This is a genomic window from Bacillus sp. NMCC46, from assembly GCF_002998465.1.
Taxonomy (GTDB): domain Bacteria; phylum Bacillota; class Bacilli; order Bacillales; family Bacillaceae; genus Bacillus.
On record NZ_PVQZ01000001.1, the window covers coordinates 236157 to 250325 of the forward strand.

10 protein-coding genes are annotated in these 14169 nt (G+C 39.4%); 1 reads left to right on the forward strand and 9 read right to left on the reverse strand.

What is annotated here, in order from left to right; translation table 11 throughout:
- Positions 1 to 139: 139 nt before the first annotated feature.
- From C6Y01_RS01205 to C6Y01_RS01220, 3 genes are all read right to left on the reverse strand, one after another.
- Positions 140 to 3283 carry a bifunctional cytochrome P450/NADPH--P450 reductase gene (locus tag C6Y01_RS01205; protein WP_106037733.1) on the reverse strand — a complete coding sequence of 1048 codons (3144 nt, stop codon included), beginning with the start codon at positions 3281 to 3283 and terminating at the stop codon, positions 140 to 142.
- Positions 3284 to 3304: 21 nt separating this feature from the next.
- Positions 3305 to 3850 carry a TetR/AcrR family transcriptional regulator gene (locus C6Y01_RS01210; RefSeq protein WP_249114887.1) on the reverse strand — a complete coding sequence of 182 codons (546 nt, stop codon included), beginning with the start codon at positions 3848 to 3850 and terminating at the stop codon, positions 3305 to 3307.
- Positions 3851 to 4306: 456 nt separating this feature from the next.
- Complete coding sequence (locus C6Y01_RS01220; RefSeq protein ID WP_106037734.1) at positions 4307 to 6523, reverse strand: RNA ligase; 2217 nt, start codon at positions 6521 to 6523, stop codon at positions 4307 to 4309.
- A gap of 110 nt (positions 6524 to 6633) precedes the next feature.
- Between C6Y01_RS01220 and C6Y01_RS01225 the strand changes: the two genes are divergently transcribed.
- Positions 6634 to 6825, forward strand: a complete 192-nt coding sequence (locus C6Y01_RS01225; RefSeq protein ID WP_060596417.1) for a hypothetical protein — start codon at positions 6634 to 6636, stop codon at positions 6823 to 6825.
- Between the two features lie 12 nt (positions 6826 to 6837).
- Here the strand turns inward: C6Y01_RS01225 and C6Y01_RS01230 are convergent, their stop codons facing one another.
- The 6 genes from C6Y01_RS01230 to C6Y01_RS01260 form a co-directional block, all read right to left on the reverse strand.
- Complete coding sequence (locus C6Y01_RS01230; RefSeq protein ID WP_106030936.1) at positions 6838 to 7746, reverse strand: DMT family transporter; 909 nt, start codon at positions 7744 to 7746, stop codon at positions 6838 to 6840.
- Between the two features lie 143 nt (positions 7747 to 7889).
- A complete protein-coding gene (locus tag C6Y01_RS01235) occupies positions 7890 to 8612 on the reverse strand; it encodes a LutC/YkgG family protein (protein WP_106037735.1) in 723 nt (240 codons plus the stop codon).
- The gene (locus C6Y01_RS01240; RefSeq protein WP_034660758.1) at positions 8612 to 10033 is read right to left on the reverse strand and encodes a LutB/LldF family L-lactate oxidation iron-sulfur protein; all 1422 of its coding nucleotides are present in this window, start codon (positions 10031 to 10033) and stop codon (positions 8612 to 8614) included. Before C6Y01_RS01240 ends, C6Y01_RS01235 begins: the two co-directional genes overlap by 1 nt.
- 21 nt (positions 10034 to 10054) lie before the next feature.
- Positions 10055 to 10771: a (Fe-S)-binding protein gene (locus tag C6Y01_RS01245; RefSeq protein ID WP_106037914.1), complete on the reverse strand. Its 717-nt coding sequence runs from the start codon at positions 10769 to 10771 to the stop codon at positions 10055 to 10057.
- A gap of 328 nt (positions 10772 to 11099) precedes the next feature.
- Positions 11100 to 11840, reverse strand: a complete 741-nt coding sequence (locus C6Y01_RS01250; RefSeq protein ID WP_106037736.1) for an ABC transporter ATP-binding protein — start codon at positions 11838 to 11840, stop codon at positions 11100 to 11102.
- Positions 11841 to 13577: 1737 nt separating this feature from the next.
- On the reverse strand, positions 13578 to 14099 hold the full coding sequence (locus tag C6Y01_RS01260; RefSeq protein WP_189318679.1) for a stage II sporulation protein M: 522 nt from the start codon (positions 14097 to 14099) through the stop codon (positions 13578 to 13580).
- Positions 14100 to 14169 lie beyond the last annotated feature (70 nt).

Consider the following 14169-nt stretch of genomic DNA (forward strand, 5'->3'; position numbering starts at 1 on the left):
AGTAAATGAGAGAATATTCTTATTTTTTACAAAATATTTCATTTTTAAATTAGGTGTTTTGTATCTTTCCAACCTTCATTCTATTGATCTCTCTCTATGAAATAGAAAAAACCGCCTAATTGGCGGTCTTCCTAATTTTTCAGCTCCACACATCTTTTACATATCTATTGTCATTTGCAAGGGTTGTCAGCCAATTTTCAGCTGTTTCCTTCGAGCAATGTTTCTCGTTTTGATAGAGGTCGATAAGCGTAGCCTCTACGTCTGGTGCCATAACTTTTCCGTCCCCGCACACGTAAAGATACCCACCTTGGTCAAGTAACTTGATCAGCATGCCGCCGTCTTCTTTCAACAAATGCTGGACATATACTTTTTGCTCTTTGTGACGAGAATAAGCCCGGTGGATGTGAACAACTCCTTTTTGCGCTGCAAGCTGCATTTCCTCAAAATACAGATCATCTTCAAGAGGGTGACGACAGCCAAAATACAGGTGAGCTTCGCCTAGTGGTTTTCCTTCCTTCTGCCACACTTCTCTTGCCTGAACAAACCCTCTAAATGGAGCGATTCCTGTACCCGGTCCGATCATGATCATCGGTACTTCAGATGAAGGTGGCAGCTGGAATCCTGCCTGCGCTTCGTGGAGGAAGCAGGCGACTTCTTCTCCTGCCTGCAGACCGCATAAATAGTTTGATGCGACTCCGGCATATTCTCCGCGGCCGCTCCACGCTTTACCTTTCACAACCGCCACTGTGATACTGACTCTTTTTTCTTCGACTTTTGGTGAGCTAGAAATTGAGTAATAGCGCGGCTTCAAACCTGGTAAAAGTGCTAAAAAGTGCACAAACGGCAGCTCACACGCTTCATATTGATCTAATAAGTCCAGCATGGTTACTCGTTTCTTTAAAACGGCTTCTTGATATGCTTCACCAGCAATTTGCTCAAGCTCCACGCGGTGAGGCGGACAAACTGTATATGCTGCGAGCTCTCTTAGCTGCGTACGTGTTGCAGGCTCTTGAAGCTCAACATGTGACGCAAGTAATTCTCTCATTTGAATCGGCTGATCTAAAGGTAAATGACTTGCTTCTTTCTGAGAAGAAAGCTTGATGTGCTGCTTAGGATCAAGATTGAAGCGATTGATCACCCGCTGCACGAGTGCATCACTATTTTTCGGAACAATTCCGATATGATCCCCTTCTTTGTATTGTTTCCCTTCAGGCAATTGCAGTTCAATATGTCTTGTTTGCCGCTCACTTTTTTCAGATTGTAATTCCTCATTTTTCAGTACAACAGCTGAAAAAGCACCATACGTTTTCGCCACAGGACGTTCTACTAGCTCATTTGTATAAACAACTGATAGTTTTGGCTTTTCCTTACCTTTCTCTTGGAAGGTGAACTTAAATTCTTTTGCAAGCTGCTTGAAGACCGTTTTCTGGAATGTTTCTTTATCCTCATCCATATCTCCGCCTGCATCGCCTTCTCCTAAATCAGCTACACGCTTTGCACCTTTACTTTCAAGTGCTTCATCAATGAGACGAGGAATACGCTGGTACGTACTCGCCCAATTTCGATCTCCGCATCCAAAAACAGCAAATGTCACGTTTGATAAATCCTGCTCTTCATCCTGCGTGACCCAATCCACAAATTTTTTCGCATGGTCAGGCGGATGTCCATTGTATGAAGCAGTCACGATTAAGACTGCACCTTTATCTGGTAATTGGCGTGTATAGTCATCAAGCGGAGCAGTGGTCACGTCAAACCCTTTTGCTTTCCCGTCTTCAGCAAATTCGTTTGCGATTTGCTGCGCCGTGCCAAGATTTGATCCATATAGAACAAGCAGTGGTGTACCGTGACTGGCCACTTTTGACTCATCAGATTTTGTGCTTTTTTTCGTCTCTTCTTTCGGTGGTGCCATAAAGAGTTGCTGCTTCCTTGGCCGCACTTTGATTTTAAAATCGTTTGGCTTAATCGTCAGAGATTCTTTTAAATCAAGTTCATATGATGTGTGATCAATCAATTCCAGATTGTGCAGGACCATCGCTAGCACCATAGTGGCTTCATGAAGGGCGAATTGCATACCAATACATGCACGCTGTCCATTCCCAAAAGGCTTGTAGGCATGCTGCGGGATCTTTTCAGGGTGTAGAAACCGCTCTGGTTTAAATTCTTCCGCATCCTCTCCCCATACCGCTTGATCACGATGTAACTTAGGGAGCAGCACGGAGACACTTTGATTCTTTTCAATCGAGTATTTCCCTCCGATGACGGTGTCCTCTTTCGCATAAAGAGAGAACGTAGGCGCTGTTGGCCAGAGGCGAAGTGATTCATTTAAAACCATACGAGTGTAATTTAGTTTTTGTACCTGCTTAAATGTTGGCAGTCCGCCTTGCAGCACATCATCTGCTTCTTGGACGGCTTTCTTTAATTTTTCTGGATTCTTTAATAAGAAATAAATCGCAAAGGATAGCAGCCCGCTTGTTGTTTCGTGCCCAGCTATTAAGAAGGTAATGATTTGATAGCGGATATTTTCATCTGACAGGCGCTCTCCTGTTTCAGGATCCTTTGCATGCAGCATGAGGGACAGTAAATCATCGCCCGTTTTATCTTGTTTTTTTCGTTCTTGAATAATGTCATCTACTAATTGCTTCATAAAATCGACATTTTGGTCAAATTTTTTTCTTCTTTTGATCATTAGCTTATCTGCAACCGGCAACCGGCTCGCCTGATCCATCGCTTCGTTTAAACCATTCAGCATACTTTCGATGAATGGATGCTGATTTTCTTTATAAAAGCTGTTAAATCGAAAATCAAAACCGCAAAGTCCGATCGTATCTAAAGTAAGCTTTGTCATATCCTCTGCTACTTCAATTTCTTCATCACGGCCTGTTCTTTGCCATTTTTGTACAAGCTGTGTGGCAATATCGAGCATCATCTCATGATAGCCCTTCATGGCCTGCTGGCTAAACGCCGGCATCAAGATGTGGTGAGCCTTTCTCCAGTTCGGTTCTTCTGTCCAGCTCGTAAATAACCCATCTCCTGCAAATGCTCTTACTTTATTGAGACTGCTCCCAATGTATTTATCAAAACGGCTCTCATCACATATTTCTTGGACAAGTTCATGGCTGGAAACAAAAATACTTGTTGCTTTTGAAAATTCAAACTGAAAGATCGGTCCTAATTCATCTGCAAGACGCCAAAAGGTTTGAGAAAGCTCCCCCTTTTTGATATGGGGAATATTTTTAAAAGGTCCGTATGTTTTTGGTTTTGGAATGATTGATGTTTGTTGCATGTGCCCACTCCCTTTATATCATTAAGAAGCAACGCTAATGGCGCGCCATAAACATTGCTCAATGTCCTCTAGAAATTCAATCGTTGGCTCTATTTCTTCTGCAAGAATTTGTTTATGCAGCTGTACAAAGGCACCAAATACAATCGATAAAATGGTTCTACCTGAGAGATTTGGATGAATCCCATCCTTTTTCCCTTCTTCAAAGATAAGGAATAGCTCATGTAACAAAAGCTGCATTTTCTCTTTGCTCGTCTCGTCTAAGTAATGGGATCGTTTATCAATTTCTAAGAAATATAGCCCGCTTGGATTCTCCTTTGTAAATAAAACCAAGCAATAAAATACATGCTTAAAGTACGCCCGAATACTTGCCTTTGGATCTGGACTGTTTGTGTTCATTTTTTCGATAAATGCAGAAAGGCTGCGCTGGTACAAAATGTTGACGAGTGCCTCTTTACTGTCGAAATAACGGTAAATGGTTCCTGCTCCGACGTTTGCTCTTTTTGATATCATCGGCATCGTGGTCCCATCAAAGCCCCGTTCAATAAATAAATCTAGTGAAGCCTTCATAATCTGTTCTTGTTTATCAGTCACTGCTGGCACTTCATCCCCTCCTCATTTCAGGAATGAATGTTCATTCCGCATGCGGTATATTATATTAATATTTTAATTTCTTCTATATATACTTAAACACACTTATTTTTCTCCGTCATCACATTTTCTGAAAATAATAATAATTGAGAAATGATGCCTAGTCAGACAGCATCCAAAGGACTTAGAAATCTTGGCAGATATGTGTCATGCGGGTGACCTCTGCACTACACGTTCATTCTTGATCAATCGGAGACTGAATATGGCCGTCATATGTATCAATATGTTTGCTTTCCAAGAAGACGTGCTCCACCAAATAAAATCGCAAAAGCAAACATCGTTCGAAGAATCACTTCAATATGATCAGGCATATATGGGTCTACCTTTCAACTGCATCAAAAAAAGCCTTTTCCTTAGAAAAGACTCATGTTTAGACTATGCATTTATTTCATCATTATTCAATTGGGCAGCATCGCTTTGCTCAAATTGTGTTCGCAGCTCAATAATTGAGCTATTCCTGACATCATTGGCATCTTGCTCAAGAAGCCACGTATAAAATCTAGCTTGCTCCGCTGTTTGCAATGCCTGCATATATTTTTGTGTGGAACGTTTCTCGGCGACACGCTGCTTAATAGCACGCATCTGCTTCCAGAATTGATAATAAGGAAGCTTGAGCTTGGTCATAAAGCCTCTGTCATCCTCAATGACATATCCCTCTTCTTTAATAGAGTCGTCATGAGATACTGCCTGATACCATTTATAAAAAGACGTCCAATTATGGAACACAGCCACTTCCTGCTTGCAGGACATTCCAAGCTGTTCGCTTAACCTTTTCACTTCAGTGAATGGTGCTTTTTCATAGCTTAGCTGACGCTTCACAATATCAAGCAAAATGAGTTGATCTTGATCATATGTGATAATATGTGGGTCTTTCTCTGGTAAAATGACTTCAAACACAAGAGATACATTGTTGTCACGTACGTATGATTTGATGTAGTCGACCTGCACATCGTCAAAGGTTGCATAAAATAGCTCTTCGACCCAGGAAGCATGCGGATTTTGCTTCACATGTGATGTATACGATTTGGACGTAAACACCAATTCATTTTCCATTTCGTTATACCCAACCGTTCCTAAATATCCATTTGCTTTATCATAGACGGTAACAGGGAATTGAAGATGGTTCACTAGATGATGCATTTTTGTCTCTGGACGCTCGTCAATATTAAAAAATTTGTTGTAGCTTCTTGAAACAATCTGCTTTGACACCATATTGACAAACAAACCTCTTGCCTTCACATTCACATCATCCCACTGCCGTTCACTAAAAGCTTTTTTCGTAAAATTAAAAGATGAAATATGGTGCGGAAGCTTTAATTCCTGTACATATTCATGCTGATCTAAGTGAGCTAAAAAGTCATCCAGTGAGATATCTGGTTGAAGAGCAGCCGATGTTTTTTTCTCAGAAGCTCTATAGACTGGGTTGTCAATTTCATGAGCCTCAATCCCGTCAGCTGTGATTTTCAAGACCCTCAGCTGCCCCCCGAATTCAACCTGGCCTTCTAGATTATAAGATCTTTCCGCTGCTTGAATTGGCAGCCTGTATAAATTACGATGCCCGTGAATTTGAATGACATCTAATCCAGCGGTGTTTTGAACAAACAAGTGGTCAATGTCATCTGAATATTCACCTACACCGTGAATGAGCTGCTGGGTTGAGACATGCAGAAGCTCTTCTGGCAAATGAGCAAGCCCCCCGTGGGTAACAAGAAATGTCTTGCTATGGTACGTAAAATAAGTAAGCTGATGAAATGTTCTGACAAACTTCCGTACTTCTTTTAAATCAAAGTCTGCTGCTTCGATTTCAGGTGCAGTATGCCGGTTAAACATATTGCTTCTTACTTTCTCACCATGTGCAAACCGGTATAAATGCTGATCATGATTGCCCTCAATCACGATGACATTCCGGCATTCTCTATGTGCGAGCATCCATTCTAATACTTCCTTGTTTTCTATTCCTCTATCAAGCAAATCACCTGCAAAGATATAAAGTTCGTTTTCTTTAATGTCTCCTTGTAAATAGGTGGTCAGAGCGGTATGACAGCCGTGAATATCTCCAAAGACATGAATGGCCTCATATTGATCGAAGGATCGAGGCTGATAGGTTATCACTTGCGGATACTCCTCAGGCTGCAAAACAGTCACCCATGATGGGACCTTTTCTGTTTTTAACCGCTCGTTCATTTGATATAAAACAGACTCCCGCACAACTTTGTGAGGTTCCCGTGAGCGATTTTGCAGGAGAGCTGTTTCAAGCGGCACCTGCGTGAAATCGACGACATACACCCTGTAACGATACGATGTGGCTAACGATTTATATTGAGATATCGATTTGCTTGAAATATGTGTCGCATCAATCACAGTAAAGTCTCCGTGTTCCATACGTGCTGTAAGCAATTCAAATAACAAAGACCAGACTTTGTGGTCATGCTTGCTTGAAATTTCTGGTTTCCCATTGACAGATAACTGCGGCGGCTGGGTCAAAAGACGGATCTGATCCGCTGATAAAGTGTAGGGCTCTAAGCCTTGAGCTTTGATCCAAGTTGATTTACCTACGCCTGGGAGACCTCGTAAAAGGACTAAAGTTCTCATATTGGTTCTCCTTTAATGAGTGATATTTTACCTATTATAGATAAATTATGGATAAATCTCAATCTTTTATTGATTATGGTAATATATAGATAGAAAGGGAGGTTTTACGTATGTCTAATGGAGAGAATATGGCATTCAATCTTGGAGATTTTTTATTTCAAGTGTTCTCTCTTCTATTCATTGCTGTTATCGTGACTATGATTGTCACCTCTTTTCGAATGATCAGAAGAAGACGAATGGAATTGAAGAAGGTTGAGGAAAGATTGAACAAAGTGATTGAAAAAAATGATTTAAAAGAGTAAAAAATCCGGGATTTAACCGGATTTTTTTGGTTTCATCACAATTCCTTGACGCTGCTGCATCAAAAAGAAAAAGACGCCTAAAAGGACAAGAAGACCGCCACACATTTGAAGCAGTGTAATCTTCTCTCCAAGCAGCCACACAGCAAGAATCGTGGCCCCAACAGGTTCGCCAAGTATACTCATTGAAATCGTTGTTGCATTGACATAGGTTAAAAGCCAATTATTAATGACATGAGACATGGTGGGAATGATGGCAAGCAATAAAAAAATCCCCCACTCTTTACCCGGATAGCCTGTAAAAGGAGTTTGCTGCATTAGGTTGAATAGAATTAAAAAAAGACCAGCAAAACCAAACACACAAAAACTATAAATCCAATGAGATATTTTCCTTACAGCCTGTTGACCTATTAATAAATAACAAACAACCGCGATCACACTTAAAAAGGATAAAATGTCTCCTAGGATGGCTTCCTGGCTATGACCTATGTCTCCCCATCCAATCATGAGTGCACCAGCAATCGCTGCACACATCGTCAAGAGTACGGGCAGCGTGGTTCGTTCACGGAAAATGAGAAAGCCGCCTAATAAGGAGACCATCGGCTGAAGGGCGATAATAATAGTAGAGCTTGCCACAGTCGTCAGCTTCAGTGAGCCAAACCACAACACAAAGTGGAGTCCTAAAAAGAAGCCTGACATACATAAGAAAAACCAGTCTCTGCGCTTTATTGAAAGAAATTCTTTTTTACGTGGCAGGATAAACGGCAGCATAAAAGCCGCGGCAAAGATCATTCGATACATGCTTAAAATAGCAGCAGGTGCATTTGACCATTTCACAATGATAGCAGAAAACGAAATGGCAATAATTGAAATCACAAGCGGTAGTGCAATTGATTTCTTTTGAGCAGTTGACTTCATTTCCATAAGCAGCTTCCTTTACATCAGCAGTAGATGAGAAGTTCATCTTGTATGTCGTCATCTTACTATGTCCAATCCGCTAGAGGCAAGATGATTTTAAAACTTGTGTGAGCTTTTTTGCATGAAAAAAGCTTTCAGCACGAAAGCCCTCATTCATCATCTATTAACAGATAAACGGCCCGAACTGGACCATGAACACCTACCACTAAATTCATCTCAATATCCGCAGAGTTACTTGGACCTGATATGAAATGAATAGCACCTTTCGCCTGCTCCCCCTCTTCTACCGAGCGATTAAGAGCCGAAACAGCCTGAATCATCCGCGGAACCACTGTGCTTTTTTCGATACACACGATATACATCATCGGTAAAAAATGCAGCGCTCTGCCTTGGCCTTGATGGGATGAAAGGACGACTGTACCTGATTCTGCTAGGGTGTAATCACTGAATACAACCGAATATGTCGCTTGTTCTGCCATCCTGATATTTTCTTCCCTTGATGCCTCAGCATTCCAGCTGGTGACTGCGAATCCTTCGTGCTGCAAGCTGTCAAACATCGGATGAAATCCATATTGTTCAAAACGATGATCGCCCGATGTCATCACAGAACCCTCTCCATACTCTGTCATCAATAATCTTAATACAGAGGGCGCTTCCTGTGGTGTTGTTTCGACCACTCTTGTGTGAATTCGTTGACATTGCTTCTTCAGTTGCTCGACTAGTTCTTCTTTAGACAAAAGTCCGTTTGTTTCCCACTGGACTTGATGCTTCCAAGCTGGACGCTGAATAGATGCAGACGGGGAGGAATCTTTACCTAATTGCTTACGGATATGAGCTAAAAACGACTCTCGGTGAGAAATGGTTCCCTTCATCACTGCTCCTCCTTCTGTCTCTTTTTAAACCAATCCCTGAATCTTTCTTTACTTGGAGCTGGCAGGTCACGAATATCTGTCCAATTCTTTAAAGGACCTATTCCTTTTGAAATCTGTCCGTTTGAAGCCATACGATTCATCAATACAGGGGCTGCTTTTGTTCCGAATTGATACATTCCGGGAGTCGATGCGCCCATTCCGAACATTTTCATCGCCATCATTTCAGTTTTAGACGCTCTCCCCTCTTTTTCAACGATGACTTGTCGATGTTTTATTAATAACTCGTGAAGCGGGATCTTTACTGGACAAGCATCTGTGCAGGCTGCGCAAAGGCTTGATGCAAAGGGGAGCTCTTGGTAGTCATCATAGCCGCCAAGAAGCGGCGAAAGAACAGCGCCAATTGGCCCCGGATAAATCGATCCGTATGAATGTCCGCCCACATGCCGGTAAACTGGGCACACATTAATACAGGCTGCGCACCGGATACATTGGAGAACAGGCTGAAAGGCAGTACCTAATATATTGGACCGCCCATTGTCCACAATGACCAAGTGAAATTCTTCTGGTCCATCCACTTCTTCTTCTCCTTTTGGCCCGACGACAGAAATATAACTTGTTAATTTCTGACCAACTGCACTTCTGCACAAAAGACCAACAAGGACATCCAGTTCCTCCATCGTTGGAACAATCCGTTCCATGCCCATAACGGCGATATGTGTCTTCGGGATAGCCGTGACAAGATCCGCATTCCCTTCATTTGTCACAAGGCAGATGGAACCTGTATTGGCGACAGCAAAATTACAGCCAGTGACACCAATGTCAGCTTCGAGGAATTTTTCACGTAATATGGCTCTCACAAAACTCGTCATGTCTTCAGGTGTCTCTGACATCTCATACCCTAGCTTCTCATGAAATACTTCCCGTATTTGTTCTTTCGTCATATGAAGAGCAGGTGCCACAATATGTGAAGGAGGTTCATGATCATCTACTTGCAGAATATACTCGCCAAGATCGCTTTCCACCACCTCACAGCCGATCTCTTCAAGCGCTTGATTCATTTCAATTTCTTCTGTGACCATTGATTTTGATTTAACGATCTTTTTGGCCGCTTTTTTCTGTGCCACATTTTGTATATACGCCGATGCCTCTTCCTTTGTTTTTGCAAAAAAGACATGTCCTCCACGTGCACTAACGCTTTCACTTAATTGGTATAAGTAGTCATCAAGATGCGTCAGCGTATGCTGCCGGATTTCCTCGCCAAGTTCTCGCCACTTTTCCCAGTTGCCAAGCTCTTCGCTCGCAGATAGCCGCCTTTCATACAGGCGTTCCTGCGCTGAGGAAACAGCACCTCTCATGACAGTATCTTCTAACCCTTCCCCGATTCGTTCTTTAAAGCCCTTCTCTCCAATTTTCATACTCATGTGCCGTTCCCCCTCTTAAAGTCAGCGGCTATTTAATACTTCTGCGATATGCATCACTTGAATGGGCTTATCAAGACGATTCAGCCTCCCGCCAATATTCAGCAGACAGCCGCAGTCAGCACCAATAATGTATTCAGCGCCTGTCTCCTCTATGCTTTGGACTTTCTCATCGACCATTTGCTCAGAAATAGGTGTCATTTTTACTGAAAAGGTTCCTCCAAATCCACAGCAATTTTCTGCGCGCGGCAATGGCGTCATCGTCAAATCTTTGACATTTGACAACAGCGTGAAAGGTGCTTCCTTAATTCGCAGCAGTCTCGTCATATGACAGGATGTGTGATAGGTTGCGTTTCCTTTCAGACTCGCCCCTACATCTGTGACGTGTAATATATCAACAATAAACTCGGTTAATTCATATGTTTTCTCAGCAAGTGCCTCAGCTTTTGCTGACCACACTGGGTCTTCTTTTAAAAGATGAGGATATTCTAAAAACATCGCCTTACAAGAACCTGACGGCGTCACGACATATTCAGCTGATTCAAAGGCTTTGATCATGTTTTTTGCTGCTTTGATGGTTTCTTTTGTATAGCCGCTGTTAAAGGCTGGCTGTCCGCAGCACACTTGTGCCTCTGGAAATTCCACCTCTACACCGAGCCTTTCTAGTACTTTCACTGTCGCCTTTCCTACACTTGGCTGCATGGTGTCAATTAAACAGGTAACGAATAAATGGACTTTCATCGGCGAACTTCCCTTCTTTGCTGCAATTTGATTCATTAATTTGGTCATCTGATGACGAAATAACAGACCCTATTTTCATTTTAATCCCAAATTTCTGAAATTTCAACGAAGTGATTTGTCTAAATTTGGACATATGGCATGTGTGGCTGAATGAAAAAAACGCCCTAAGATAGGACGTTTTGACATTTATTTTTTGGAATTAATTTAGATGTTAAGTTAAAAAGAAAACACTTGAAAAACTTTTGTTCTCATTATGAAGAATGTATCTACAAATACTTACTGTGATTCCAGTGTTGTAATCAACATTTCATGTGATTTTTCAAATCAATCACTCTTTAAAATTTCTATTAGAATGTGTCAACAAATGAAAAACTTCTTCTAAACTATGAGTATTTCCAATTATCTGACTGTCTTGCATTTTTATTTTCTCCAAGCTACCTGTGGCAATACAATATCCTTTTTCAATTATTACTAGTCTGTCACATAATTTTTCTGCTACTTCAAGTATATGTGTACTAAAGATGATGGAATTTCCTTTATGAGTAAAAGCTTTTAAATAATCTTTAATGGATTTAATGCTTTCTGGATCTAATCCTGTAAAAGGTTCATCCATAATCAAGAGCACCGGATTATGAACTAAGGCACCCATTAATATAATTTTTTGACGCATACCTTTTGAATAGGTTTTGATTAAGATATCAATTTTTCTTTCAAGAAAGAGTAATTGGGACAGTTCGGATATAAATAAATCAATTTGATTGGAAGGAACTCCTCTTAATTCACCCATGAAGGTTACGTATTCTCTCCCTGTTAAATAATCATAGGGACTTAAATCATCGAATACACAGCCAATCCGTGACTTATATTCATTGGGATCCTCAACTTCATATAAACTTACAAATCCGCTGTCAGGCTTCATTAAACCAGATAATATAGATAAAGTGGTCGTTTTACCCGCACCGTTTGAACCCAATAAGCCTAAAATTTCACCGGAATGTATGTGGAAGCTTATTTCTTTTATCGCAGGTATACTGCCATATGACTTGGAAATATTCACTACATTTAACATATAATCATTCCTTACTCACTAAATTCACTTAAAGATGCGAAGTTTTTAAATTCAGAATTAGTTAATTTTTTGCAGCATAAATGAAAGAGGATCGAGCTAATCAAAAATGCCATGGACGAAAATAATATTACGGTTAGCAAAGAATTTTTGGAGAGTATGATGATCAAACTTCCAATGATAATAAATACACTCGACAAAAATTTACTCATGATACTGGACCTTGTGCTAGGCAAATCCAGATAGGTTTCTCTTTCGTAATTCGGGAAGGTAATACTGGAGACTAGAGCAATTAGTATTGTAACAACCATAGTTAATACATTTAAAGGAAGAATAAATAAGAAATTGACGTCAAATACTAAACACGTTGCTAAACTAACAATAATTGAAAAAGGCAGTGCAACTCCTAGCAAACTAAGCACCTTCGCTAAGCAAATTTCTTCTACTCTTACAGGAGTAAGTAAAAGGTAAATGAAACTTTTCCCTTCAAAGTCAGGCGAAAAACGATTAAAGAGTCTATGGATTACCATGACGGCTCCTGAAAGATGGAGAATAGCAAAGATCGATAAATGATTCCCCTCTATAAAAGAAATTTTTTTGGAGGCTAAAAGATAATAAGGTATAAATATCAATATGTATTGAAAGATGATTAATAAAAAAGTTTGGTTAAATCTATACAGCTTGATTCTTTGAAAATGTTTATAATCTTTTTCAACAATTTTCCTTGTTAAAAATGGAATAAACTTAAGATATTTTAGAACCATGGACAATCTCGACAAATACAAATTGAATAAGCTGTCTCTTATCTCTGTTCCAGTGACATTAGAATTATTCCGCTGAAAAAAAGCAATATATGTATAGACATCTAAATGTTTTAAAGATTTACCCATTAACCAGCAAATACAAATCCCTATAAAAAGGAAAATAGAGATAATTATCCATTTATTGCTTATAAAATGATATGGGTTAAAGAACCCTAGTAAAGACTGGATAATAGAATGGTTGTAAATTAATAAGTAATTTTCCCTCACCAATCTACTAGGTATATATTCAATAAAAGGAAAAAGAATAGAAAAAAAGAGTATAGTTATTATTATTTTTGTGAATAAAAGAAACAGGCTATAATTCAATCCAATTCTTTTACTTACTTTAGCCGAAATTATTTTCATCACTATGTAGATTTTTAACGTTGCTACAATTACTATGATGGGAGTTATAAAAAGAAATAAAAACATCCCAGTTGCTAAACTTAGGTTAAGCTTTGTAGCTATATGAATGAAAAAGAGCACGAATATTACGAACAGTAGTAAACTTTTAAATAATTCACGCCCAATTAACTTACTGAGTATTATTTTATTAACAGATGGGACAATAGAAGATAGTAACTTAAAGTCTTTAAGTTCTAGCATACGGTACACATTAGAATAAACATTGCTAGTCAGAATGAACAATATTATTAATAAAAATAGTCTATAGGCCCATTCACTTTGCTCTTTGCTAGTTAATGGTTCTAAATTGTCAAGCATAAATTCAACTGTGAAAGAAGTAAAAAAGTTAATAACAGTAACAGTGATGATGACACTTCCTACAAGGAATAGGAGATAAACACTATGCGTTATTCCATTTTTAAGAATATACAAAAATCTGTTTAAGATGCTTCTAAATTTATATTTGTTTATCAAATAAATTTCTCTCATATCCATCTACCTCTAAACATCAAAATGATATTTAAAACTAACTTCATATATTTAGGAGTATTAATCCTTCAATCACTGACGCTGTGAATAAAAAAATAATATACATAGCAAGTAGAACAACCATATCTATTAAGTCCTGCTTCTGTATAAATTTCCGATTTCCACGAATGGATTCAATCGTTATTTCACCCGGCTTTATAGCAAATGCAGTAACTAAAGCTATAGCAATCATCTCAAAAATTCCATGAAATATCGTGAATGTAATCACAGTTGAAATTGACATTGTTTGAGAGATGCTATAGATGGATACGCCAAGTAAATATCCTTGTAAGGAAACATATATTATTGATAAAAAACCGAGTGAAAAAACACCAATTAACGCTGGCAGCAAGATAATGAAATTATGCGAAAAAATTGAGAAACAAACAGCAAACCCATCATTCTCACTATCACTAACGCCTTCCTCCAAATAACTAAGGGGAATGGTAGTCACGTTCATATCATTGTTAATTGATAAGAATAATATAGTACCAAAAAAGCTGATAAAAACAACTAATAAAGCCAACTTCAACACCCGGGAATTTCTCTTTATAAATAGATTTATCCAATTATATTTGGAATGGTATAGTTTAGTC

Bases quoted from the DNA above. Each gene is read 5' to 3' on its own strand.
- C6Y01_RS01205 (WP_106037733.1), bottom strand. From the start codon at position 3,283: ATGCAACAAACATCAATCATTCCAAAACCAAAAACATACGGACCTTTT.
- C6Y01_RS01210 (WP_249114887.1), bottom strand. From the start codon at position 3,850: ATGAAGGCTTCACTAGATTTATTTATTGAACGGGGCTTTGATGGGACC.
- C6Y01_RS01220 (WP_106037734.1), bottom strand. From the start codon at position 6,523: ATGAGAACTTTAGTCCTTTTACGAGGTCTCCCAGGCGTAGGTAAATCA.
- C6Y01_RS01225 (WP_060596417.1), top strand. From the start codon at position 6,634: ATGTCTAATGGAGAGAATATGGCATTCAATCTTGGAGATTTTTTATTT.
- C6Y01_RS01230 (WP_106030936.1), bottom strand. From the start codon at position 7,746: ATGGAAATGAAGTCAACTGCTCAAAAGAAATCAATTGCACTACCGCTT.
- C6Y01_RS01235 (WP_106037735.1), bottom strand. From the start codon at position 8,612: ATGAAGGGAACCATTTCTCACCGAGAGTCGTTTTTAGCTCATATCCGT.
- C6Y01_RS01240 (WP_034660758.1), bottom strand. From the start codon at position 10,033: ATGAGTATGAAAATTGGAGAGAAGGGCTTTAAAGAACGAATCGGGGAA.
- C6Y01_RS01245 (WP_106037914.1), bottom strand. From the start codon at position 10,771: ATGAAAGTCCATTTATTCGTTACCTGTTTAATTGACACCATGCAGCCA.
- C6Y01_RS01250 (WP_106037736.1), bottom strand. From the start codon at position 11,840: ATGTTAAATGTAGTGAATATTTCCAAGTCATATGGCAGTATACCTGCG.